We start from the raw sequence: 25,319 nt of genomic DNA, 5'->3' as shown, positions 1-25,319 counted from the left end.
TATGCTTTTTAATTCCTTACCATTCTTAATATTCTTGCCTACGGTATTTGTATTCTATTGGTTTGTTTTTAAAAAATCGCTGCAATTACAGAATATTTTTTTACTAACTATAAGCTATGTTTTTTATGGTTGGTGGGATTATCGATTTTTGGCTTTAATACTTGCCAGTACCGTGGTTGATTATGCCATAGGTATCTTGCTTGAAAAATCTGGAGATAAAATTAAGCGTAGGTTACTATTAATTATGAGTCTTGTTTTTAATCTGGGGCTCTTAGGGTTTTTTAAATATTATAATTTTTTTATAGATAGTTGGGTAGATGCTTGGACATTACTTGGAATGCACATGTCTTATAGTAGCTTGCAAATTATATTGCCAGTAGGAATCTCCTTTTATACCTTCCAAACTCTTAGCTATACTATTGATGTATATAAGAAAGAAATAGCCCCTACTAAACAATTTATTCAGTTTGCTACCTATGTATCATTTTTTCCACAGCTGGTTGCTGGCCCAATTGAACGTGCAAAACGATTGTTACCCCAGTTTAATAAAATACGGCAGTTTGATTTTGAATTCGCAAAAAGTGGGATTCATTTAATCATTTGGGGGCTCTTTAAAAAAGTAGTGGTTGCCGATAATTGCGCCTTTTTTGTAAATCAAATTTTTGATAACCCATCGAGCTTTAATTCTTTAGAATTGTTTCTTGGGGTGCTCTTATTTGGTTTTCAAATTTATGGCGATTTTTCAGGTTATTCCGATATAGCAATAGGTGTCGGGCGTTTATTTGGATTCGATTTAATGACCAATTTTAAATTCCCTTATTTTTCTCGAAATATAGCCGAGTTTTGGAGACGTTGGCACATTAGTTTATCAACTTGGTTTCGGGATTATTTATACATTCCACTTGGTGGTTCAAGAGGAAGTAAAAGCAATCAAATAAGAAATGTATTCATCATATTTTTAGTTAGCGGATTTTGGCACGGAGCGAACTGGACCTTTATCGTATGGGGAGGTATTCATGCTTCTTTATTTTTACCGTTACTTTTATTAAATAAAAACAAAGTGTATCATTGGGGTAATCAATTTAAAACCAAACATTTACTGTCTACAATTGGTACCTTCCTGTTGGTAACTTTAGCATGGGTATTTTTTAGAGCCGATACCATGACAATAGCTTTAGATTATTTGAACAATATTTTTAAATTAGAAGGTTATACGTGTAAGGTGTTTTATAATTCTTCTAAGACCATGCTTTTTAGTTTAATCATTTTATTAAGTGTAAGCATAATGTTCTTTCTCGAATTTAAAGCTTTTAAAAAACTAAATAGCGAGGTTAACTTAAACCTATTTTGGGTGATTTGTTTACTAATATGTATTTTGTTTTTAGGCGTGTTTAAGAATCCATCAGATTTTATATATTTTCAATTTTAACATGAAACGTTTTATTAAATACATAGCGCTATTGGTTGTTGGAGTTTTGCTTTTAGTGAATCTTATTTCTGCTTCTAGTCTTTGTATGTTGCGACAAGGCTCGTTTTACAAACCAACATTTTTGATTAATAAGGTAAAAACTAAGGCTTTTGATTATGTGGTATTAGGCGCGAGTACTGGTTTAACAACTTTAAACACTAAAATTATTGATTCAGTAAGTGGAAAGAAAGGGATTAATTTAGCTGTAGATGATACAGGTTTATCTAATCACTACTTGATGTTACGGCATTTTATGGCTACTGGAAAAACAACAAAATATTGTGTGGTTGTGCCTGTGCTAGATGCGGTTGATAATGACATTAATTATCAGGGAGATAATGATTATAGATTTTTAATGTATGTTCAAAAAGATTATGTATTTGATTATTATAATAATTTGCCACCTAAAACAGGGGCGAATGTTTTAAAAAACTCTAAATGGATGCCGTTTCTAGGAGTCTCATATTATAATGCGGAATTATTTTTTCCATCATTAATAAGCGTCATTAACCCCAATAAGCGAAATCGTTTTGATGATAAGGGGAATTATACATATACAGCTGCCTCTCTTGCTTCAGAGGTTATCGAGAAAAAAGATAAGTCCATAAGCTTTAAGAATACTTATTTAAAAAAAATTGAAGATTTGTGTTATAAAAATAATGTGAAACTTATTTATTACTTGCCACCTGATAGAAAGCGTACGGTGGTTGATTTTATAACAAAGCAAGCAGTTGTTAATCATTCCAATATATTTGAAAACAATCTTTACTTTTACGATGATATTCATGTTAACAAACAGGGTAATATAAAAGCGAGTGAGTTGTTTGCTCAGGAATTGCAAGCGTTGATTGAAAAGTAGCAATAAAAGTTAAAGACTAGCCCCATGCTGAATCAGATTTTAGTTAAAATTTATAGTATAGTTCCTGCGTCATTTAAAAGATATTTAGGACAATCAAAATTTTTAAAACCATTACGTGATCTGTTGTTACGTCATAAAGCGAATTATGTCGAGGCTTTAGGGCAGATACAAAGGGTTTATGGAAATTACCTTATAGATTTTTGGTTTTATAGTGACCCTCAAAATGTTGCCAAGGCGAAAAAAAAAGGTATAGAAAATACCTTATTAAATAATTCGATAGCGCTTATAAATAAATATAAAGGGTATCAAAATGATTGTGTTGTATTAGATATTGGGGCGAACTTTGGGTTTTTAAGCTTGGTTTGGGCGCATTCTATATGTAAAAACAAGGGACGTATTTTTGCCTTTGAGCCTAGTCCAAATGTTTATAAAACTTTTTTAAAATCAAGTAACAAGAATGAGTTAACCTCTGTCATTACATTAGAAAATTACGCAGTTGGTTCTGAAGATAAAACAATTGAGTTATATTTAAGTAATACGACATCTAATACTTTAAAAACGAATGCTTCTAAGGAATCGGTATCCATTGAAATGATTTCGATAGATACTTATTTTCAAAAAAATAGTCTTAAAAGATGTGATCTAGTTAAAATTGATGTTGATGGTATCGAGTTGGATATTTTGAACGGGTGCATCCGTACCATTGAAAAATTAAAACCTATTTTTATTGTCGAAACGAATGATGATTTTAAAATTATCGAGTTTTTCATGAAAAGAAACTATAAAATATTGGATATGAAACTTAAGGAATATGGGCAGGGTGCTACTTTACCTCCTAATATTTTTTGTATTCCCCAAGATTAAGAGTATGCTATTTAGATTCTTAAAATATATTCAGCCGACTCATTATTTTATTATCCCTAGACATAATGGACGTTATATCTATCCTAAACTATCAGAACTACCAGAAGTTATTTTAAAGGACCTTGATATTGATAATGGGTTTTCTACAAAGCTAGGAATTGAATACGACGCATCATGGCAAGCTATTCAAAAAGGATATATAGGAGATATGGATACTATAAAAAACATTATGCCGTTGCCAATAGTTGATGAATATCGATTTATTCGGAAATATTTTCATCCAGCATGGGTGTTTTATGTATTAATGCTTCAACTGGTTAGTTTTAAAAACCCTTTTAAAAATATTGATGCTTGGATTAAAACACGAAAGATAAAGCGAGTTGCATATTTAAAAAAACCTATTGCATATCCTAGTTTTGAAAAATTCACGTCTTCATTAATAGAAACCACGCCTAAAGTAAGTGTTATTATTCCAACGCTTAACCGCTATACCTATCTAAAAGATGTACTCAGAGACCTAGAAAGTCAGGATTACAAGCATTTTGAAGTTATTGTCGTAGATCAATCAGAAGCGTATAATGAATCATTTTACAGTATTTTTAATTTAGATTTAAAAGTGACTTATCAGAAAGAGATGGCTTTGTGGTTGGCGCGAAATAATGCCATAAAACAAAGCGACAGCGATTATCTACTCTTTTTTGATGATGATAGTCGTGTTGACTCTAATTGGATAACAAATCATTTAAAATGTTTAGATTTTTTTAAAGCCGATGTGTCTTCTGGGGTGTCTATTTCTACCTTAGGTGCTGAAGTGCCAGCTCATTATTCATATTTTAAAATTAGTGATCAGTTAGATACTGGTAATGTTATGATTAGAAAAGACGTGTTTGAAAAGATTGGTTTGTATGATAGGCAATTTGAAAAGCAACGCATGGGTGATGGTGAATTTGGGATGCGTGTCTATTTAAATAATTTTTTGAATGTTTCAAACCCATATGCTAAGCGACTGCATTTAAAAGTAGGTACTGGAGGTTTAAGAGAAATGGGTAGTTGGGATGCTTTTAGAACTCGAAAATTACTATCTCCTAGACCCATACCCAGTGTGCTATATTTTTTTAGAAACTATTTTGGAAATAAGTTGTCAAAATATGCCCTCATTCGTTTAGTTCCATTATCTATAATGCCTTATCAATTTAAAAAGAATAAAGCAATGTTGGCACTAGGCGTTTTTGTTTCTATATTTTTACTCCCATTCGTTTTATATCAAGTTGTTAAATCATGGAATTTAGCCTCAATAAAAATAAAAACGGGACCTTTAATTGAGACCTTATAATGACTTCGAAAAAAAAACGAGTTCTTATAGTTACTTCAGAGTTTCCACCACAACCAGGAGGGATAGGTAATCATGCTCATAATCTAGCGTTGCATTTATATAAACATGATTATAGTATTATGGTTATATCCGATTCAAGGTCTAATTTGGGAGCTGACGAAGCTCATTTTGATAAAACATTGCCTTTTAAAGTGGAACGAATATCGGTAAAAAAGAATCGTTCTATGATGTATTACAGAAGGCTTCAATTATTAAAAAAACGAATACCTAGCCATGATATTATTATAGCTACAGGTAAATTTTCTTTATGGAGTGTCGGTTTCTTTAGTTTCTTATACACCAAAAAATATATTGGTGTTATTCATGGTTCCGAAGTTAATTTAAAGTCTAGTTTTTTGAAACGCATAACTAATGGTGCTTTAAGGCGGTTTGATAAATTAATTGCTGTTTCTAATTATACAAAAGGGTTAATTAGGTATCTTAATCTAAAAAATGTAGAAGTAATTCATAATGGTTATAATGCTAATCTTTGGAAATTAGAAAAGCCCTTTGTTAGTTCGACTATTGGTTATCCAAGACTTATTACTGTCGGCCGTATTTCTGAAAGAAAAGGACAACATCACGTGATTTCTAATTTGCCTCTTTTACTAAAAAAGTATCCTGACATTCAATATCATTGTGTAGGGATAGATACGAAATCGGAGCAATGTATGGAATTGGCTAAGAAATTAAATGTTGAAAAGCACGTAATTATTCACGGAGAAGTTTCCTTTGACAAGTTAAAGACCTTAGTGGGAAGCAGTCATATTAATGTGATGTTAAGTTCTGAGACTAAAACTGGCGATGTAGAAGGTTTTGGTATTGCTATTATTGAAGGAAATGCTTTAGGGGTTCCTGCAATTGGCGCTAAAAACAGTGGCATCGAGGATGCGATTCTAGACGGTAAATCGGGTTTAATAATAGAACATAATGATAATGAAGCATTTGCAAGTGCTATTGATGTGCTATTAGAACAGAAAGGCCATTTTCGTTTAGAATCGAAAAAATGGGCTGGACTTCATACTTGGGATGCCATTATTAATCAATATATTCATGCCATTGAATCTATATAATTTAAAACCTATAAATTTTTGAAACTAGCCATTATATCGCATACCGAACATTATAAAAATGCCGATGGAACGATTGTTGGATGGGGAGCGACCGTGAATGAAATTAATCATTTATTAGACATTTTTGATGAGATTTATCATATTGCCATGTTTCATGATAAACCAGCTCCCAAGAGTGTATTACCATACATATCCGATCGCATACATTTTGTTCCAATACCTGCGGTTGGAGGAAAAAGTTTTTCTGATAAATTAAATATCCTTTTAAAAGCCCCCTCTATAGTATCTATTGTTTCAAATACCTTAAAAAAAGCCGACTGTTTTCAATTACGCGCTCCTACAGGAATAGGGGTGTTTTTAATACCTCATCTCTCGTTATTTATAAAGAAAAAAGGCTGGTATAAATATGCAGGCAATTGGAATCAAGAAAATGCACCAATAGGATATCGTTTCCAGCGATGGTTTTTAATAAAACAAAATAAGATAGTAACTATAAATGGCTATTGGAATCAGCAACCTAAGCATCATTTAAGTTTTGAAAACCCTTGTTTAACAGAAGCTGATATCAGGCTAGGTAAAAAGATAAGACTGGAGAAAGTGCTTAGCAAAAAAATGTCTTTTTGCTTTGTCGGACGCCTGGAAAGGGAAAAAGGCGTAGAGCGTATTATTAAGGCTTTTAATAATATAGAAGATAAAATTCGAGTAGGAACCGTTCATTTAGTGGGTGAGGGTCATGAAGCGAGCTATTTTAAGGCATTAGCGAATAAAAGCAATGTTAATTTTGTGTTTCATGGCGCATTAGCTAGAAAGGAGGTTTTTGAGATCTATAGAAAATCTGAAGTATTCTTATTACCCACAACAGCCTCAGAAGGATTTCCTAAAGTTATTGCAGAAGCAATGAATTTTGGATGCATACCATTAGTATCAGATATTTCGGCAATTGGTCATTATATAAAGAATGAAAAACTAGGTGTCTTGTTAGACCCTGTGACCATTGAGAATTTGGTAGTGCAACTCAATAACACCCTTAAGATAGATCAGTTTAAACACAGGGAATTGTTAAGTGCTTTTGATGATGTGGTTGGAAAGTTCACATTTTCTCATTATAATAGCCGAATTAAGAATCATATTTTAAATATTTAATCTTTTGAGTCCCAGAATAAAAGTCCAAAAACCCGACCATTATGTGCTTTTAGTGTTGTTCCACATTGCACTTGGATTTTTATTTCATTTGAATAGGCCCATGAGTAAGGTTTATTTTTTACTTGTTATGGTCTTTTTTATTGTAAAAATAATACTAGCCCCTGAAAACAAAAAAATTCAAAATGTGTTTTTAGCTTGTGCCTATTTTGCTGGAGCAGAGGTCCTTTTTAGAATGACAAAAGGAGGGATTGCTTATGAAGCTTCTAAGTATTTGGTTATTTTATTTATGTTAATTGGCATGTTTTATAAGGGATTAAATGGAAAAGGGTACCCTTATTTTTTTTATTTAATTTTATTGGTGCCATCTATATTAGTAGCTTCAAACACCCTAAGTTTTTTTGCCAATTTCAGGACAAATATAGCTTTTGTTTTAAGCGGTCCTGTATGTTTGGGAATTGCAGCTTTGTTTTGTTATGATAGAAAAGTTACAAATAGACAAATTTTGGATATTATAATGTATTTAGCATTGCCATCTATAGCAATGACAACATATTTGTTTTTATATAATCCAAGTATTAAAGATACGTTATCTGGAACTGCTTCTAATGCTGCCATGTCTGGTGGCTTTGGGCCTAATCAAGTATCAACAGCCTTAGGACTAGGTATGTTCACTATCGCTGTGAGGTTATTTATGAAATCACCTACTTTATTTTTAAAAATTTTAAACACGTTAATACTAGGAGCAATGACCTTTCGAGCCATTGTTACCTTTAGTCGAGGCGGTGTTTTTACGGCGATTATAGTAGTATTTGCATTACTGTCTACTCTGTTTTTTAGAACTTCAAATAGAATGAAAAATCAAATTATTATTTCATTTTTTTTATTAATAATAACTAGTATGGTTGCTTGGACCATAAGTTCTAGTCAAACAGATGGGCTTATTGATAAACGATATACGAATAAAGATTCTCAAGGGAGGGAGAAAGGTGATATTAGTACTGGTCGTATAGCGTTATTGCAAGAAGAGATAGAAGGGTTTTTGAGCAGTCCTTTTTTGGGCATAGGTGCAAGTCGTGTTAAAGATAAACGGGTTGAGAATAGCGGAACGCAATTACCATCTCACAATGAGTTAGGACGTTTACTCTCTGAACACGGATTTTTAGGGATTATTATTATCATGATTTTAATAACTAAACCTTTGGCATATCGATCTTCTAATAAAAGGAACTATTATTTTTATGCTTTTTTAGCTTTTTGGTTTGCTACGATTAATCATTCAGGAATTAGAATAGCAGCTCCTGCACTATTATATGGCTTTGCATTACTAAATGTAGTTCCTGAAAAGCATTATTTAAAATCGATTAGTTCAAACAGAAAATCCAAAAAGATAAACCAAAAAACTATATTTAAGCAAAGTCATCCAAAACAACTTGCTATTAAAAATTTAAATGAATCTAGTATACTATAGAAGTTGAGATTAATTTCCTACTTTTACTATTGCCTATTAAAAAAGAATTTTGAAGTTTATAAAAAAAATAGTTTGGATTATAAAAAGACATCCCTTTTTGTACTATATAAGATTTAAGTTGCTCTCTCAAAATGCTACCATTGACGAGGTTGAAAACTATAACTACAATATTCTTAATAATAAGGAATCTCTTCCAAAGTATTTTTATGATATTAATAATGAAATATTTAAAGAAAACAATCCTTCAACCGACTTAGAAAGAGTCATTGTTTTATCAAAGTGGTTAAGAAATAATATTAAAGGAGGTTCTGGATTAAGTTTATCATCTGATAAAGCATTGGAAAAAATGCTTAAAGGAGAAGGTGGTGTATGTAGTGATGTAACTCAGGTTTTTAATAATTTTTGTGTTATTAATGACATTAAAGTTAAAGAATGGGGAATAACATCATTTCCTTATAACGGTGAGTTTGGTGGGCATGCTTTTAATGAGTTTTATTCGAAAGAACTAAAAAAATGGATTCTCATTGACGTAGCGAAAACGTTAATGTTTTATTCTGAAATGTCTGATGTGCCATTATCGGTTTTAGAATTGTTTGATATTAATACCCAAGGGCATAATTTAAAATTTGAATCGTTTTTAAAATCAAATGAAGTTGATAAAGATCTCATAAACTATTATTATTTAGAGCAGTCTAGAGCGCCATTTTTAATTTGTAATTATAGTAATAAGACTTATGACACCTATTTAGATAGATTTCAATCTTATATTCCTATTTTTATGATTCACTTTTGGCTTTATATTCGGAGAAAGAGCTATTATTATTTGTTTCCCTTAAATGATTGCAAACGTGATTTGGCCTATGATAGATAATGCAGCTATTGTACTATTTTAATTTTTATGCTATCCATTCTTTATATAGGAAACAAACTTAAAGCTAAGAACAGTGCTTATATAGAAGTTCTTGGAAACTTATTAGAACAAGATTCACTCAAAGTTTTTTATGCTTCTAGTAAAAAGAATAAGTTTTTTCGTCTCATAGATATGCTCCTAGCCTGTTTCAGGCAAAGAAATAAAGTTGATTTTGTTCTAATAGACACCTATAGCACTCAGAATTTTTATTACGCGTTTTTTGTGTCTCAATTATGCAGGTTTTTAAAATTGAAATACATCCCTATTTTACATGGAGGTAACTTACCAGACCGCCTTAATAATAATCCAAAACTAAGTAAGCTTATTTTTAATAATGCTTATAAAAATGTAGCGCCCTCTAATTTTTTAAAGCACAGTTTTAAAAACGGTGGTTATGATAATATAGTCCACATTCCGAATACAATAGAAATTAAAAACTACCCCTATAAAGAAAGGAATTTTGAAACTATTAGGCTATTATGGGTGCGATCTTTTTCGAAAATTTACAATCCTAAATTAGCTGTTAGAATTTTAAGAACTTTAATTGATGAAGGTTATAATACTTCTTTATGCATGGTTGGACCAGATAGTGATAGCACTTTAAAAGAGGTTAAAGATTTAGCTAGTAATATTAATGCACCTGTTAAATTTACTGGGAAACTATCAAAGGAGGAATGGATTAGACTTTCCACAGACTATAATATATTTATCAATACCACCAATTTCGATAATATGCCTGTTAGTGTTATTGAAGCTATGGCACTTGGTTTACCCGTTGTTTCAACTAATATTGGAGGAATGCCATTTTTAATTGAAAATGGTGTTGATGGTTTATTAGTTGAGCCAAATAGTGAAGAAGCGTTTGTAAGTGCTATTAAAACTATGATAGAAAGTTCAGGCAAAACGTTAGAAATGACACATAAAGCAAGGAAAAAAGTTGAACAATTCGACTGGACTAATGTCAAAGAACAATGGATGAGAGTTTTAAGTTAAATATTGTCTATTCAAATTAAGGTCTTATATTTATACTTGCTATTAACCCTGTCTTACATGTCTAATCAAAGTATTCATTTTAATATTTCTGAACGGAAAGTCCTACTTAGAATTTTTGATATTTTATTTATTCTAGGGGTTTTATACTTGGTGGGAACTGTTTTTCACTTCGATTATTTTAAAATTGATAAGGAAAATTGGACATGGGTTTTTGTATTGATACTTTATATATCAATTTTTGGTACCGTATTCGAGCTTTACGACTTGCAAAAGTCAAGTAGAACGGATCAAGTCACTTCTAACATCGTACTTACGGTTTCTGTTACAGTACTATTTTATTTTCTAACACCATTCTTTACACCTTTTTTGCCAGATAATAGGTTACAGATTCTCTACTTTTATTTTTCCATATTAGCAGCCTTATTTATATGGCGTTTTACGTATTTAGGTTTTGTGGTTTCGCCCAGATTTTACAAAAAAGTACTTATTGTAGGAGAAATATCGAATATTGAGACTATTATAAATGCTTTTAAGGATTCCGATCCCAATTATAAGATAGTTGGTTTTATAAATTGTGAAGCTGAAGCTGAAGCTCCTGAAGGCATAAGATTTTTTGGTATTCCAGAATACAAGCCTAGTGAAATTCATAAAGTTATTGAAGAAGAACAAATTAAGGAAATAGTCGTAGCAACCTATAATTCTGAAAATATTACTTCTGATATTTACCGTAAACTTATTACACTTTTAGAAACAGGCTTCCCAATTAAAGAGTATACCCAAGTATATGAGGATATGACGCAAAGAGTTCCGGTGCAATTTGTTGGAAAAGATTTTTATAAATATTTCCCTTTTAGCCGCAGTAATCAGAACAAATTATACCTGTTTTTTCATCGCCTATTTGATATGCTAATTGCAATAGTTGGTGTGTTATTTGGAATCATCTTTCTACCATTAATTGTAATTGGTAACCTTTTTGGTAACCGTGGGCCTTTGTTTTTTACTCAAGATAGAATTGGTAAAAATGGTGATGTATTTAGGATGATTAAATTCCGAACAATGATTGAAAATGCAGAGCAGAAAGGAGCTGTTTGGGCAGTTAAGAATGACTCTCGTATAACAGTTTTTGGGAAATTTTTAAGACATACCAGACTGGATGAAATCCCTCAGTTTTTAAATATTCTTCTTGGCGAAATGAGCATGATTGGGCCTCGTCCAGAACGTCCTCATTTTGTTCGTGAGTTATCCCAATTGTTGCCGTTTTATGAAACGCGCCATATAATTAAACCCGGGTTAACTGGATGGGCGCAGGTAAAAACACGTTATGCTGCAACGGTAGATGATAGTTTGCTTAAGCTTCAATACGATTTGTATTATATAAAGCATCGTAGTTTCTTTCTAGATTTCAATATCTTAATAAAAACGATGAGTACGGTGGTCTTTTTTAGAGGACAATAGTTTAAACTTGGTTATTGGTTATTGGTTATTGGTTACTGATTATGACTAAATTACGTGAATAATTCTAACGTCACTTCGAGTGATCCCGATGGCTATCGGGGACTAAAAGAATTTAGTATCGAGAAGTGTTTTAACTAGGAAATTCATTTGTTTTCGATACACCAAATCACAGATTTGGCACTCAAACTGACATAAATTTCTTAAAATTTAGAATTAAATACAAATAGCGAATCGCTAGCGCAACAAGTAAAGGAATTAGTGCAACGGCAAAAACTTGGACTCCAATAATCCAATGCAAAGTTAAAAGGCAAAGTAAAATAACAAGAAATTTGAGATATTTTATAAACCAGTTAGATGTTTCTTTTTTGAAAAGCTGTGGGATAACAAATAGATTCAATGCAAAGGCCCAAAGCAAGTTGTAATTTTGATGCGTTCCATGATGATCTGTTGCAAACCAAAGCAATAGAATAAATACACCAATAATTCCGGTAAGTCCAAAAATAAAGACATCTAACCAACGACTTGGATTATTGTTTTTGAAATCTTTATAGGTTATAAAAAGGATTAAGAAACCAATAATCCCCAATATAAAAAGAGGACTTGAAAAGAAATTAAAAGATGTATGTTGCTCTATTTTTTGAAATAAAGTATTCGTGTTTTTAACTAATTTTTTACCTGAATCTTTGACTGTAGCGCTTTCAAAAAAAGCAAAAATATTATCAGGTAAGAACATGTGCTCTCTTGGAGAGGCTTCTTTATCTATAACTGAACCGAGGGCGATGTCAATACCAAATGACCCCCAAGAGTTTCTGTCTACTTTACTATGAATTAGCGTCCTAAAATTTTCAGGTTTAAAATTTTCAGGCTTTTTAAATACAATACCTTTTTCTGTTACAGATTCTAAAACATCCCTTATTCTTGTTGCACAATTATCATAAAAGAAATCGTATAAATAAGCTCTGTTTTCTGGTTTTATATTATTTAATAAATAGTCAAAGAGCTTTTGCTTTTCAGCTGCAGATAGATTTAAAACCTGTTCTTTAATGGTTCGATTTTGCGAAACATAGCTTTCATAAAAGTCTTCATAATAATTTAAGCCAATTAGATAATTCAGCTTGCCTTGTGCAAATTTGAGATAGAAATTAGGCGTATCAAAATCGTAAACCCCATAGTTAAAAACTAAATCGGTGCCTTTTATAGGGTCTTTAATTCTAAAAGCGTTATGTCCAAATGCATCATTAAGAGAAACACCAGGGCCTATTGTTAATACACTTATGTCGGTTTCGGGAGATAGGTTTTTTGATTGTCCATTAACTGTCAAGGTTAGTAGTAAGAGAGCAATAACGAGTAGTTTTCTGTAGAAATAATTTAAACCTTTAAAAGAAAAAGTTTCTCGATACAGTTTTTCTGCGAAAAACCACTCGAATTGACAATTTTTGAAAGAGTTGTTGTCAGGTCGAGTGATTTCGATGAATATCGGTATCGTATCGAGACCCAATAGTTTGATGCTAATTTGCTTCAAATTAAAAAAGTTTAAAGGAATTCATCATCTAAAGATACTGAAATCTAGTTTTAGAGAAAATACATTAGAATACAATGCCACACTTTGGTCACCAATGTCTGTAAAGGCATAATCAATTTGAACACCATTGTATTTAAAACCAACACCAAAACTAGGTTGAAATGTTAACTGTTCGGTATTATCAATTTGTAATTCATTTTGAAAATTACCCATCCCAGCGCGTAAATAAACCATGTCAACATAGCCGAATTCAAATCCTAATGCTGGATTTATACTCGCAAATGAAGATGAAAAAACATCGTTATTTTCTTCAAATCGAACATTTAAATTTACTGCAGTTAAGAGTGTATAATCGTAATGAAAAGTCGTGAGCTTCGAAATACCTAATTGAAGTTTCGGAATCGTGATTTCGGTAGTTTCTGGTAATTCTTGATTTTGTCCTGCCACAGCATCGCGAATTTTCGCAAATTCATCTTCATCGATAGCCCAGGCATTAAATGTAGTTGTAATATCACGAGCCATTAATCCGAATTTCCAATCGTTATTCGTTTCAAACTGGACTCCAACATCCAGTCCAAAACCCCAAGAAGATGCAAAATCACCAATAATACGTCTTATTACTTTGGCATTAACGCCATAATTTAAACCATCAACTGGAAGTGATCTAGCGTAAGAAAATGTAAGTCCATAATCGGCGGTAGAGAATAGACTAATTCGGTCGTAGTTAATATTTCCTTGTTCATCAATTAACTGTGTTGTATTTAAAATATCATCCACAGCAAAACGAATTAATGAGACGCCTACTGCACTTCTATCATCTAAAGGCATGGCGAATGCAGCATAATCGTAGTTTGCAATATTAGCAAAGTAACTAGAGTGCATTAGTGCCAATTGATTGTCTTCAATTTTTAAAAGACCAGCTGGATTCCAATACCCGGAATTCACATCGGAAGTATGGGATGTTACAGCACTACTCATCCCTAATGCAGCAGCATCAACACCAATATTCATGAACTCATTAGAGTATTTTCTAGTGGTTTGCGCACATAGTGTGAGTGATAGAACACAAAGTATTGTGGTTATGTAAACTTTCAATCGCAATTTTTTTACAAAGATGCACATAATACCAATTTAATCATAATACCTATTGTGCAATTTGAATTTTATAACCAAAGAATGTCAGTTCGAGTGAATTTAACGATTGAAAATCTGTTAAATTCACTCGAATTGACAAATTTTAATCAAATACACATCAGGTAAATTATATAAAATGGTAGCATCGCTTTAAATCCTTGATTTTATAGTCTATAAACTGGAATTTATAATAGATATTGTCTGAGGCTTGTTTAAGACGTGAATAGTTTGTTATTTTTACATAAATAATTAGAACCTTTTATGACTCGTTACATACCAAATGCCTTAACGCTTTTAAACTTGTTTTGCGGATGTATCGCGACCATTTATGCTGTAAACAACAATTTTGTTACTGCAGCATTTTTTGTTTTTCTTGGTATTTTTTTCGATTTCTTTGATGGTTTTGCAGCCAGAAAACTGAATGTTCAAAGCGAACTGGGGGTTCAATTAGATTCTTTAGCAGACATGGTTACTAGCGGATTGGTTCCTGGCATTATTATGTATAAACTTTTAGAATTAGTGGAGTCGGATTGGGGAGAGTTATATTTATCGGGTAATTTCGAACTGCTTGCAATACCATTAATTGGCTTAACAATAACCTTGGCATCGGCCTATAGATTAGCAAAATTTAATATAGATGCAGAGCAGCAAACTTATTTTAAAGGACTTCCAACACCTGCAAATGCTTTATTAATATTGTCATTGCCGTTAATAATGGAGTTTCAGGATAGTGATACTATTAATGCCATTATACTTAATAAATGGTTTTTAATTGGTTTAACTTTATTGAGTTGCTATTTGCTTAATTCTAGCATTAAACTATTTGCACTAAAATTTAAAAGTTGGGATTTTAAAAGTAATGCTACAAGGTATATTTTTATCATATTATGCATAGTGCTTTTAGCAGTTGTTCAATTTGCCGCAATTCCAATTATTATTCTACTGTATATTATCATGTCAATTTTAGATAACTTAACATCCAAATAATTTATTACAATGGTTGAAAATATTTTTACACTACTTATGTTAGTGCTTTTACAAGCTGTTTTAGGGTTCGATAATTTATTATACATTTCATTGGAAAGTAAGCGTGCTCCAAAAGAAAAACAAGCCTACGTGCGTAAAATCGGGATTCTTTTAGCCATTGCACTTCGGATTATACTTTTAGTTGTTTTATTGCAGGTTATTGATTTATTTCAAGATCCTATTTTTGGATTTGATTTTGAAGATGTTTTAGTTGGACAGTTTAACATTCACAGTTTAATTGTGCTTGGTGGAGGCGCATTTATTATTTACACAGCAATGAAAGAAATTTGGCATATGATTGCCATTCACGATATAGGACATAATATAGAGGATGGTTCTAAAAGCTCTGTGGGAAAAGTGATAACTATGATTGTAATAATGAATGTTGTGTTTTCATTCGATTCCATTTTAAGTGCTATAGCCTTAACAGATGTTATATGGGTGATGGCAGTAGCCATTATTGCTAGTGGTGTGATGATGATTTGGCTAGCCGATAAAGTTTCAGATTTCTTAGCAAAAAATAGAATGTATGAAGTTTTGGGTCTGTTTATACTTTTTATTGTTGGAATTATGTTGGTGACCGAAGGTGGTGAACTGGCGCATTTAGAACTCTTTGGAAATCATGTAGAGCATATGAGTAAAACAACATTCTATTTTGTGATTGCCATTTTAGTCATAACAGACCTTGTACAAGGTCGTTATCAAAAGAAATTATTGAAAGAGCAGGAACAAGAGGTTAAGGATAATTAATAGTAGTAGCAAATTTATTTAAATAGTGTTTTAAGTAATTCAAAATTCTAATCTTTTGCCATTCCTGCGCAGGTATGAATGATAAAGATTTTTATTTTTATAACAGCAAACAACCTAATCCCGTATCTTCTTTTTGCGTAACTCGAAGTTTTGACCTAAATACACTTTACGCACCATGTCATCATTAGCAAGGTCTTCAGGGATACCATGTTTTAAAATACCGCCTTCAAACATTAAATAAGTTCTATCAGTAATAGCTAATGTTTCTTGTACATTATGGTCCGTAATAAGAATACCTATATTTTTTTTAGTAAGTTGTGCTACAATACGCTGAATATCTTCAACTGCTACAGGGTCTACACCAGCAAAAGGTTCATCTAATAAAATAAAACTTGGATCGGTAGCCAGTGCGCGTGCAATTTCTGTACGACGACGCTCACCACCAGATAGTAAATCGCCTCTGTTTTTTCGAATATGACCTAATCCAAATTCTTCAATGAGTGATTCCATTTTATCGTGTTGCTGCTTCTTGCTAAGCTTGGTAAGTTGTAACACACTTAATATATTGTCTTCAATGCTTAATTTTCTAAAAACCGAAGCTTCCTGTGCCAAATAGCCTATCCCGTTTTGAGCACGTTTGTACATAGGGTATTTAGTAATCTCTTGGTTGTCCAAAAAAATATGTCCGCCATTAGGTTTTATTAAGCCAACAATCATATAAAAAGAGGTTGTTTTTCCAGCCCCATTTGGGCCTAATAGACCAACAATTTCACCTTGCTTTACCTCAAGTGAAACATCTTTTACAACTTTTCGTCCGCTATAGGACTTCATTAAATTTTCGGCTCTTAAAATCATACTCGTATAATGAACGCTAAAAATAGTAAAATCATATAGACTTTGTTAGGCGTTATTTGAATTTATGTTTTGTTTAACTTTGAGATTCTAAAGCATCCCAAAACTCATAAGCACGTCGCAAATGTGGAATGACTATAGTGCCGCCAACCAAGGTCGCAATACTTAAGGCTTCAACGACTTCTTCTTTTGTCAAACCTTCTTTATAACTCGTTTCTAAATGATATTTTACACAATCATCACAGCGCAATACAGTAGACGCTACCAAACCAAGCAATTCTTTTGTTTTAACATCTAAAGCGCCTTCGGAAAATGCGTTAGTATCTAAATTAAAAATACGTTTTATTACTTTATTGTTATCTGAAAGAATTTTATCGTTCATTCTTTCTCGATAATCATTAAACTCTTTAACAATATCAGACATTTTCTTTTCTTTTTTGATTTCTAATTACAACTTTAGAAATGTAAATACTTACTTGATATAATATTAAAATAGGAATCGCTACTATTACCTGACTTGCGATATCTGGCGGTGTAATTATTGCTGAAAGTATAAGAACTATTACAAGGGCATATTTCCTATATTTTCTAAGTGTTTCAGGCGTTACCAAGCCTATTTTAGTTAAAAAATAGATAATTATAGGTAACTCAAAAATTAAACCTGATGCCAAAGCAGAAGAACGTACTAAGGCGATATATGAGCTTATATCGATTTGATTGTCAACTATATCAGATATACTATAGTTCGCTAAAAAATTTAGAGAAAGCGGTGTAACAATATAGTACCCAAATAAAACTCCTATAAAAAATAAAAGTGATGATATGATTATAAAACCTCTTGAATGTTTACGTTCGTTACTATGCAAACCTGGACTGATAAACTTCCATAATTGATAAATAACATAGGGGAATGAAATAACAAAACCTGCTAAAATGGCTGTCCATATATCGGCCGAAAACTGTCCAGCCATCGTCCGATTTTGTATAATCATTGGCATTTTTTCCGCGCAAAACGTTGTGTTAAGTCCTATAAATTTAGCTGCATTACATAAGAAATCATAAGTTGGGAAACTCATGTCTAATGGAGCAAAAATAATTGTGTTGAAAATAAATCTGCTAAAAATAAAAGCAATAGTTGCAACAACAACAACCGCCGTAATAATTCTTATTAAATGCCAGCGTAAATCCTCAAGATGATCTAAAAAAGACATCTCATTAATGTTCTTTCTAGCCATTATATTATTCCTTCTTTTATTAAATCATGTAAATGCACCACTCCAGCATATTTCCCATGATGTTCTACAAGCAGTTGTGAAATACCATTATTCTCCATAACCTCAAGTGCATCAACTGCCATAGCCTCTGCCTCAATAAGTTTAGGGTTTTTACTCATAATATCTTTAGCAGTTAATGAAGCAAAATCATCAACTTTAGAAAGCATACGCCTTAAATCTCCATCTGTAATTATACCTATTACTTTGTCATTTTCGATGACTGCTGTAACACCCAACATTTTTTCTGAAATTTCAACAATCACATCTTTTATGCCAGTGTTGCTGGTAACTCTTGGTTTTTCATTTACAGACGAAATATCTTGTACTCTTAAATATAATTTTTTCCCTAATGAGCCTCCGGGATGGTATTTAGCAAAGTCGTTGCTAGAAAAACCTCGTAGCTCTAACAAACAAACTGCAAGCGCATCACCCATAACTAATTGTGCAGTTGTACTTGTAGTAGGTGCTAAATTGTTCGGACATGCTTCTTTCTCAACATACGTATTTAAAACATAATTTGCGTTCTGACCCAGAAAAGAATCTTTATTACCAGTAATGGCAATCATCGTATTTTTTGCGCTTTTAATTAAAGGTACTAATACTTTTATTTCAGGCGTATTGCCACTTTTTGATATACATATAACGACATCATCTTTTAGAATGAGTCCTAAATCCCCATGAATTGCATCTGCTGCATGCATAAATACAGATGGCGTACCAGTAGAATTTAAAGTCGCAACAATTTTGTTAGCGATAATGGCACTTTTACCAATTCCGGTAATTATAACCCGCCCTTTCGATTTATAAATTAATTCTACTGCATCGGAAAAATCATCAGTAAGAAGGTGAGACAAATTTGAAATAGCTTGACTTTCCGTTTCAATAGTTTGTTTGGCCGTATGAATAATAGAATCTTTGTAGTTCAAAATTTATTATTTTTTTGGTTGATGCTTTTAAAGATTTTGTTATCTTTAATGTTAGTCAAATAAAAACTTATTTGATTTAAAAAATTTCGTTACAAAACTAACGAAAAAAAAACGAGGGTTCTCTAATAAGATTACTAAATTAATTAATAGCATTTGGGTGTTTAATTGATATTTAAACACATAAATTCATTATTTGTATTTCATGTTGACGGCAAAAAGTGACTTACACGCTTCACTAAAAAAATATTTTGGGTTTAATAAATTCAAAGGACTTCAAGAAGGTGTAATTAAGAGTTTACTATCAGGGAATCATACATTTGTAATAATGCCTACTGGTGGTGGTAAATCACTTTGTTACCAACTCCCCGCATTGATGCAAGAGGGTACAGCAATAGTAGTATCCCCTTTAATAGCGTTAATGAAGAATCAAGTTGATGCCATTCGTGGTATTTCTGACGAAGAAGGCGTGGCACATGTATTAAATTCTTCGCTCAATAAAACAGAGGTTAAACGCGTAAAAGAGGATATTGTTAATAAGGTTACCAAATTACTTTATGTAGCACCAGAGTCTTTAACAAAAGAAGAAAATGTAGAGTTCTTAAGATCTGTTAAAGTTTCCTTTATGGCCATAGATGAAGCGCATTGTATTAGTGAATGGGGGCATGACTTTAGACCAGAATATAGAAACTTACGTAATATAATAGGTAGGATTGGCGATAATATTCCAATTATTGGATTAACAGCTACTGCAACGCCAAAAGTACAAGAAGATATTATTAAGAACTTGGGTATTGGTAATGCTAAAACATTTAAAGCTTCTTTTAATAGACCTAATTTGTATTATGAGGTACGCCCTAAAACTAAAGATGTGGATGCCGACATTATTCGTTTTATAAAGCAAAATGATGGTAAATCGGGAATTGTTTATTGCTTAAGTAGAAAACGCGTTGAAGAACTTGCGCAAGTATTGCAAGTAAATGGTGTTAAAGCAGTGCCGTATCATGCGGGTTTAGATGCTAAATCAAGATCGAGCTATCAAGACAAGTTTTTAATGGAAGATGTTGATGTGGTTGTTGCTACCATAGCATTTGGTATGGGTATTGACAAACCAGATGTGCGTTTTGTTATCCATCATGACATCCCAAAAAGTATAGAAAGTTATTATCAAGAAACCGGTCGTGCTGGACGAGATGGAGGTGAAGGACATTGTTTGGCCTTTTATGCTTATAAAGATATCGAAAAGTTAGAGAAGTTCATGTCTGGTAAGCCTGTGGCCGAACAGGAGATAGGACAAGCCTTATTACAAGAGGTTGTCGCATTTGCAGAAACATCTATTTCACGAAGAAAATTTATCCTTCATTATTTCGGTGAAGAGTTCGATACTAAAACAGGTGAGGGAGGCGAAATGGATGATAATGTAAGACATCCTAAAAAGCAACATGAAGCCAAAGATGAGGTGAAAATTTTATTAGAAACTATTGATAATACCAATGAAAAATACAAATCTAAAGATTTGGTTAATGTCATAGTTGGAAAAGAAAACGCATTAATAAATTCGCACAAAACCAACGAGCAACCCTTTTTTGGTAAAGGAAAGTATAAAGACAACAAATATTGGATGGCCTTATTAAGACAAGTATTAGTCGCAGGCTATTTAAGAAAAGATATTGAAACCTATGGCGTTATAAAACTACATGATTCTGGTCGCGACTTTATTACGAAACCAAAGTCTTTTATGATGACAGAGGATCATATTTTTGAAGGTGCCCAAGAAGACGGTAGTATTATTACTGCACAAAAAGGAGGTGGAGCAGTGGCCGATGAAGTTTTAATGGGTATGCTAAAAGATTTGAGAAAGCGAAACGCTAAAAAATTGGGAGTACCACCATTTGTTATATTCCAAGATCCATCTTTAGAAGATATGTCTTTAAAATACCCAATTACAATTGCAGAATTAGGTAACGTGCATGGTGTTGGCGATGGGAAAGCTAAAAAGTATGGTAAAGATTTTGTGGCATTAATTGCTAACTATGTGATAGAGCACGATATTATTCGTCCAGATGATATGGTAGTAAAATCCACCGGAAGCAATTCTTCGTTAAAGCTTTATATTATCCAAAATATTGATAGAAAATTACCACTAGACGACATTTCATCATCCAAAGGTATGTCTATGACAGATTTTATTAAAGAAATGGAAGTTATTGTGTATTCTGGAACAAAATTGAATATTGATTATTGGCTTAACGATATTTTGGATGAAGACCAGCAAGAAGAAATTCATGAATATTTTATGGAATCTGAAACGGATTCGATTGATGATGCTATTGAAGAGTTTGACGGGGATTATGACGATGAAGAACTTCGTTTATACCGAATTAAATTTATTAGTGAAGTAGCTAATTAAAAGCTTTGCTCATAACAGAAAATTCAAAATACTGATTTAAAATTCCAAAGGTGTGACTGCCTAATTCCTCATAACAATAGCGCTTATAAAATCGTATAGCTTTGGTGTTATCAACATAAACCGATAACCATAAATAATTTGAGTTAATTCCTTTTACCTCTTCAAAAACCTTGTTCTGTAGTAAGTGCCCAATTTTTCTGTTTAAAAAATCATTGAGAACATAAATACGCTGTAGCTCTGAGACTTTTTTATCACTAATAAATTTAGATGGGGAATTCTTAATTAATTTAGCATATCCCACAGGAAGGTCATCTATGTAGGCAATCCAATAAATATTATTTTCATCCTTTAATTTCTTAGTCAATGCTTGTATAGAAAAGGACTTTGCAAAATAATCAATTAGGTTTTGATTATCAGTAAATAAATGACCGAAAGCTTCTCTAAATGTCACTCGTGCCAATAGCGCTAAGGAAATTACATCTTTTACTGTCGCTTTTTTAATTACAATTTGTTCCATGCTTTTTTGATTATTTAAATATATTAAATTTTAATAAATACTTTTAATGCATCCTATATACTTCTAACTTAGTTTTCTATCTTTGCACTTTCTTAAAAATTAGAACAATGCAAGACGGTTTATACGCAAAATTTAATACAACTAAAGGAGAGATTTTAGTCACTTTAGAATATCAAAAAACACCAGGAACAGTTGGCAACTTTGTCGCTTTAGCTGAAGGTAATTTAGAGAACTCTGTAAAACCTCAAGGAACACCCTATTATGATGGTTTAAAATTTCATAGAGTGATTCCAGATTTTATGATTCAAGGTGGATGCCCACAAGGTTCAGGCGCTGGAAACCCAGGGTATAAATTTGATGATGAATTTCATCCAGATTTAAAACATGATGGTCCAGGCGTTTTGTCAATGGCAAATGCAGGCCCTGGAACAAATGGGAGTCAGTTTTTTATAACACATATTGAAACATCTTGGTTAGATAATAAACATACTGTGTTTGGTAAAGTTAAAGAGGGACAAGATATAGTTGATACTATTGCTCAAGGAGATAAAATAGAAAGTTTAGAAATTGTAAGAGTTGGCGAAGAAGCGGAAGCTTTCAATGCTATTGAATCTTTTAGAACTTTTGAAGGCTCAAGAGAAAAAAGATTAGCAGAAGAAAAAGCAAAAGCAGAAGCAGAGCTTGATAAAATTGCTGCTGGTTTTAGTAAAACGGACAGTGGTTTGCGCTACCAAATTTTACAAAAAGGAGATGGTAACGAAGCAGAAAAAGGTAAAACGGTGTCTGTACATTACAAAGGTCAACTTTCAGATGGAACTGTTTTCGATTCTTCATATAAAAGAAATGAACCAATTGATTTTCCTTTAGGTGTAGGTCAAGTTATTCCTGGATGGGATGAAGGTATTGGTTTACTTAAAGTAGGTGACAAGGCACGTTTTGTTATCCCTAGTCATTTAGCTTATGGAAGTGCAGGTGCTGGAGGCGTTATTCCACCAGATGCTACATTGATTTTTGATGTAGAATTAATGAATGTAAAGTAAGTAGTGAACCAATTTTTATTTAAAAATTGTGTGAATCACTTATACTGAGCACAGTCGAAGTATCTTTTAATGGTTTAAAGAACCATGTAGTGAACAACTTTTTATTCATTAAAAGTTCGTGAATCACTTATGCTGAGCGTAGCCGAAGTATTTTTATATGGTTTAAAGGACATGTTAAGAACCAATCCCGAATTTTCTCGAAATTGTGTGAGTCACTTATACTGAGCGCAGTCGAAGTATCTTATTCATATAATCATATTTTAAGCACTTCATTCGAAGTGCTTTTTTTATATTTATGCATGACAAATCAAGAACTAGAAAAACTTAAATACCCAATCGGACAATTTGATTGTCCAAATAATATTTCTCAAGATCATATTAATGGTTGGATATCCATTTTGGAGCATTTCCCAAATCGGTTAGAAAATCTTGTAGAGGATTTAACCGATCAGCAATTAAACACACCATATAGGCCAAATGGGTGGACTATCAGACAAGTGGTGCATCATGTATCAGATAGCCATCATCATAGTTACACGCGTTTTAAATGGGCGTTAACAGAAGACAAGCCTCTTATTAAGGCTTATAATGAAGCAGATTGGGCAGAACTTCAAGATTATAATGCCCCAATAGAAATGTCTTTAAATCATCTAAGGGTTATTCATTATAAACTTGTTTATTTATTAAAGACTATGTCTGTTGATGATTTTAATAAGCATTTTATTCACCCAGAATCAAATAGTGAAGTAAAATTAAATTATAACGTTGGTAATTATGCATGGCATAGTAATCATCATTATGCACATATTGAAAATCTAATGATACGCAAAGGTTGGAAGTAAATGATAAGACCAGTTCATATAAATGACGCTCAAGAATTACTTGATATTTATAATTATTATGTTATAAATACAACTGCTAATTTTGATATTGAACCTTTGTCTCTTGAAACTTTTACTAATAAGTTAAATCAAATTATTCCTAATTATCCTTATATCGTTTACGAGGAAAATAATGAGATACTAGGATACGCCTATGGAAGTAGATTTAGACCTAGAGCGGCTTACAATTATGTTGCGGAATCTACTGTTTACGTAAAGCATGAAGCACATGGTAAGCAAATTGGCACAAAACTCTATACTGAATTAATTAGAATACTTAAAGAAACCGACCTACATACGATTTTAGGTGTTTTAACCATACCAAATGAGGCAAGTATAAAACTCCACAAAAAATTAGGCTTTGAGCAAGTAGCAAACCTAAAAGAAGTGGGGAAGAAGTTTGGTGAGTGGCAGAATGTTGGTATTTGGCAATTAAAACTAACTTAATCTTTCCACTTTATATTGCACCCTATACTCGGTTTTTGTAATTGTGTGCTTTCTTTATTTTCAATTAAACAATCCAAAGCATTTTTTAAATCTTTTCCAGTGACTGGAATCCCATTGCCTGGTCTTGAATTATCTAATTGACCTCTGTAGCAAAGCTTCAATTCTGTATTAAAAACATAAAAATCTGGCGTGCAAGCAGCATCATAAGCTTTTGCTACTTCTTGTGTTTCGTCATATAAATAGGGGAAAGAATAACTTTCATTTCTAGCATGAATTTTCATTTTTTCAGGCGAATCTTGTGGGTAATTAATCACATCATTACTTGAAATAGCAATAAAAGAAATTCCTTTAGACTGATAGTCTTTTGCGATTGAAACCAATTTAGAATTCACATGAATTACAAAAGGGCAGTGGTTACATATAAACATGATTACGGTGCCCTTTTCACCTTTTAAATCATTTAAGTTAAGTCTAGATTCTGAAACAGTATCAATAAGTGAAAAATCCGGTGCATTAGTTCCTAAAGGAAGCATATTTGAGGGTGTACGCGCCATAGTTATTATTTTTATCAAAGTTCGTTAAAATTTGTATTTTTAAAAAATGGATAGCACAATTACTTTTGAAGATTTTACCAAGGTAGATTTACGCGTAGGAACAATTATTGAGGTTAACGATTTTCCTGAAGCTCGGAATCCCGCCTATCAATTAACCATAGATTTTGGAGATTTAGGAATTAAAAAATCTTCAGCACAAATTACATCGCTTTATAATAAAGAAGATTTGCTTCAAAGACAGATTGTAGCTATTGTAAACTTTCCTGAAAAACAAATTGCTAAATTTATGAGTGAATGTTTGGTTCTTGGAGCAGTTAATGGCAAAGACGTCATTCTTTTAAATCCAGAAACTAAAGTTAAAAATGGAAGTGTTGTAGCTTAGTT

At 32.3% G+C, this 25,319-nt stretch carries 25 protein-coding genes; 17 read left to right on the top strand and 8 right to left on the bottom strand.

What is annotated here, in order from left to right:
- Position 1: 1 nt before the first annotated feature.
- The 10 genes from AC2D6V_RS00390 (at position 2) to AC2D6V_RS00345 (ending at position 11,605) form a co-directional block, all read left to right on the top strand.
- A complete protein-coding gene (locus tag AC2D6V_RS00390) occupies positions 2-1,429 on the top strand; it encodes an MBOAT family O-acyltransferase (RefSeq protein WP_484646068.1) in 1,428 nt (475 codons plus the stop codon).
- Between the two features lies 1 nt (position 1,430).
- Positions 1,431-2,327: a hypothetical protein gene (locus AC2D6V_RS00385; protein ID WP_484646067.1), complete on the top strand. Its 897-nt coding sequence runs from the start codon at positions 1,431-1,433 to the stop codon at positions 2,325-2,327.
- Between the two features lie 24 nt (positions 2,328-2,351).
- Positions 2,352-3,191, top strand: coding sequence for an FkbM family methyltransferase (locus tag AC2D6V_RS00380; protein ID WP_484646066.1), 840 nt, complete (start codon positions 2,352-2,354; stop codon positions 3,189-3,191).
- Positions 3,192-3,195: 4 nt separating this feature from the next.
- Positions 3,196-4,524, top strand: a complete 1,329-nt coding sequence (locus AC2D6V_RS00375; RefSeq protein ID WP_484646065.1) for a glycosyltransferase family 2 protein — start codon at positions 3,196-3,198, stop codon at positions 4,522-4,524.
- Entirely contained in the window at positions 4,524-5,636 is a 1,113-nt protein-coding gene (locus tag AC2D6V_RS00370) for a glycosyltransferase family 4 protein (RefSeq protein ID WP_484646064.1), read from the top strand. Before AC2D6V_RS00375 ends, AC2D6V_RS00370 begins: the two co-directional genes overlap by 1 nt.
- Positions 5,637-5,654: 18 nt before the next feature.
- A complete protein-coding gene (locus AC2D6V_RS00365) occupies positions 5,655-6,779 on the top strand; it encodes a glycosyltransferase (RefSeq protein WP_484646063.1) in 1,125 nt (374 codons plus the stop codon).
- Between the two features lie 100 nt (positions 6,780-6,879).
- Positions 6,880-8,247, top strand: coding sequence for an O-antigen ligase family protein (locus AC2D6V_RS00360; RefSeq protein ID WP_484646062.1), 1,368 nt, complete (start codon positions 6,880-6,882; stop codon positions 8,245-8,247).
- Between the two features lie 49 nt (positions 8,248-8,296).
- Complete coding sequence (locus AC2D6V_RS00355; RefSeq protein ID WP_484646061.1) at positions 8,297-9,118, top strand: transglutaminase domain-containing protein; 822 nt, start codon at positions 8,297-8,299, stop codon at positions 9,116-9,118.
- Positions 9,119-9,145: 27 nt separating this feature from the next.
- Positions 9,146-10,150: a glycosyltransferase family 4 protein gene (locus AC2D6V_RS00350; protein ID WP_484646060.1), complete on the top strand. Its 1,005-nt coding sequence runs from the start codon at positions 9,146-9,148 to the stop codon at positions 10,148-10,150.
- Positions 10,151-10,207: 57 nt separating this feature from the next.
- Positions 10,208-11,605 carry a sugar transferase gene (locus AC2D6V_RS00345; protein WP_484646059.1) on the top strand — a complete coding sequence of 466 codons (1,398 nt, stop codon included), beginning with the start codon at positions 10,208-10,210 and terminating at the stop codon, positions 11,603-11,605.
- A 181-nt stretch (positions 11,606-11,786) separates the two neighbouring features.
- On the opposite strand, the gene AC2D6V_RS00340 is transcribed toward AC2D6V_RS00345, so the two are convergent.
- Both AC2D6V_RS00340 and AC2D6V_RS00335 read right to left on the bottom strand, forming a co-directional pair.
- A complete protein-coding gene (locus AC2D6V_RS00340) occupies positions 11,787-13,127 on the bottom strand; it encodes a lipoprotein N-acyltransferase Lnb domain-containing protein (protein WP_484646058.1) in 1,341 nt (446 codons plus the stop codon).
- A 24-nt stretch (positions 13,128-13,151) separates the two neighbouring features.
- Entirely contained in the window at positions 13,152-14,222 is a 1,071-nt protein-coding gene (locus AC2D6V_RS00335; protein ID WP_484646057.1) for a putative type IX sorting system protein PorV2, read from the bottom strand.
- Between the two features lie 300 nt (positions 14,223-14,522).
- Here AC2D6V_RS00335 and AC2D6V_RS00330 point away from each other — a divergent pair, with 300 nt between their 5' ends.
- A complete protein-coding gene (locus tag AC2D6V_RS00330; protein WP_484646056.1) occupies positions 14,523-15,248 on the top strand; it encodes a CDP-alcohol phosphatidyltransferase family protein in 726 nt (241 codons plus the stop codon).
- Positions 15,249-15,257: 9 nt separating this feature from the next.
- A complete protein-coding gene (locus AC2D6V_RS00325) occupies positions 15,258-16,037 on the top strand; it encodes a TerC family protein (protein ID WP_484646055.1) in 780 nt (259 codons plus the stop codon).
- Between the two features lie 114 nt (positions 16,038-16,151).
- On the opposite strand, the gene lptB is transcribed toward AC2D6V_RS00325, so the two are convergent.
- The 4 genes from lptB to AC2D6V_RS00305 form a co-directional block, all read right to left on the bottom strand.
- Positions 16,152-16,892 (bottom strand): LPS export ABC transporter ATP-binding protein, encoded by a 741-nt coding sequence (gene lptB, locus AC2D6V_RS00320; RefSeq protein ID WP_484646054.1) that lies wholly within the window; start codon positions 16,890-16,892, stop codon positions 16,152-16,154.
- A 73-nt stretch (positions 16,893-16,965) separates the two neighbouring features.
- A complete protein-coding gene (locus AC2D6V_RS00315) occupies positions 16,966-17,313 on the bottom strand; it encodes a carboxymuconolactone decarboxylase family protein (RefSeq protein WP_484646053.1) in 348 nt (115 codons plus the stop codon).
- Positions 17,306-18,124, bottom strand: coding sequence for a twin-arginine translocase subunit TatC (gene tatC / locus AC2D6V_RS00310; RefSeq protein WP_484646052.1), 819 nt, complete (start codon positions 18,122-18,124; stop codon positions 17,306-17,308). Before tatC ends, AC2D6V_RS00315 begins: the two co-directional genes overlap by 8 nt.
- Positions 18,124-19,089 (bottom strand): KpsF/GutQ family sugar-phosphate isomerase, encoded by a 966-nt coding sequence (locus tag AC2D6V_RS00305; RefSeq protein WP_484646051.1) that lies wholly within the window; start codon positions 19,087-19,089, stop codon positions 18,124-18,126. The genes tatC and AC2D6V_RS00305 overlap by 1 nt, the downstream gene beginning before the upstream one ends.
- Before the next feature lie 202 nt (positions 19,090-19,291).
- Between AC2D6V_RS00305 and AC2D6V_RS00300 the strand changes: the two genes are divergently transcribed.
- Positions 19,292-21,496 carry a RecQ family ATP-dependent DNA helicase gene (locus AC2D6V_RS00300; RefSeq protein ID WP_484646050.1) on the top strand — a complete coding sequence of 735 codons (2,205 nt, stop codon included), beginning with the start codon at positions 19,292-19,294 and terminating at the stop codon, positions 21,494-21,496.
- Here the strand turns inward: AC2D6V_RS00300 and AC2D6V_RS00295 are convergent.
- On the bottom strand, positions 21,489-22,013 hold the full coding sequence (locus AC2D6V_RS00295; protein ID WP_484646049.1) for a GNAT family N-acetyltransferase: 525 nt from the start codon (positions 22,011-22,013) through the stop codon (positions 21,489-21,491). The two genes, AC2D6V_RS00300 and AC2D6V_RS00295, sit on opposite strands and share 8 nt — an antisense overlap.
- Positions 22,014-22,120: 107 nt before the next feature.
- On the opposite strand from AC2D6V_RS00295, the gene AC2D6V_RS00290 reads away from it, so the two are divergent.
- From AC2D6V_RS00290 to AC2D6V_RS00280, 3 genes are all read left to right on the top strand, one after another.
- Positions 22,121-23,053 carry a peptidylprolyl isomerase gene (locus AC2D6V_RS00290; RefSeq protein ID WP_484646048.1) on the top strand — a complete coding sequence of 311 codons (933 nt, stop codon included), beginning with the start codon at positions 22,121-22,123 and terminating at the stop codon, positions 23,051-23,053.
- A gap of 299 nt (positions 23,054-23,352) precedes the next feature.
- Positions 23,353-23,895, top strand: a complete 543-nt coding sequence (locus tag AC2D6V_RS00285) for a YfiT family bacillithiol transferase (RefSeq protein WP_484646047.1) — start codon at positions 23,353-23,355, stop codon at positions 23,893-23,895.
- Complete coding sequence (locus tag AC2D6V_RS00280; RefSeq protein WP_484646046.1) at positions 23,896-24,381, top strand: GNAT family N-acetyltransferase; 486 nt, start codon at positions 23,896-23,898, stop codon at positions 24,379-24,381. It abuts the gene before it with no gap.
- On the opposite strand, the gene AC2D6V_RS00275 is transcribed toward AC2D6V_RS00280, so the two are convergent.
- The gene (locus AC2D6V_RS00275) at positions 24,378-24,935 is read right to left on the bottom strand and encodes a thioredoxin family protein (protein ID WP_484646045.1); all 558 of its coding nucleotides are present in this window, start codon (positions 24,933-24,935) and stop codon (positions 24,378-24,380) included. The two genes, AC2D6V_RS00280 and AC2D6V_RS00275, sit on opposite strands and share 4 nt — an antisense overlap.
- 46 nt (positions 24,936-24,981) lie before the next feature.
- Between AC2D6V_RS00275 and AC2D6V_RS00270 the strand changes: the two genes are divergently transcribed.
- Positions 24,982-25,317 carry a tRNA-binding protein gene (locus AC2D6V_RS00270; RefSeq protein WP_484646044.1) on the top strand — a complete coding sequence of 112 codons (336 nt, stop codon included), beginning with the start codon at positions 24,982-24,984 and terminating at the stop codon, positions 25,315-25,317.
- Positions 25,318-25,319 lie beyond the last annotated feature (2 nt).

This window comes from Algibacter sp. YIN40 (assembly GCF_057219435.1).
The sequence above is the reverse complement of the archived record's forward strand: the minus strand, read 5'-3'. Positions and strand labels throughout refer to the sequence as shown.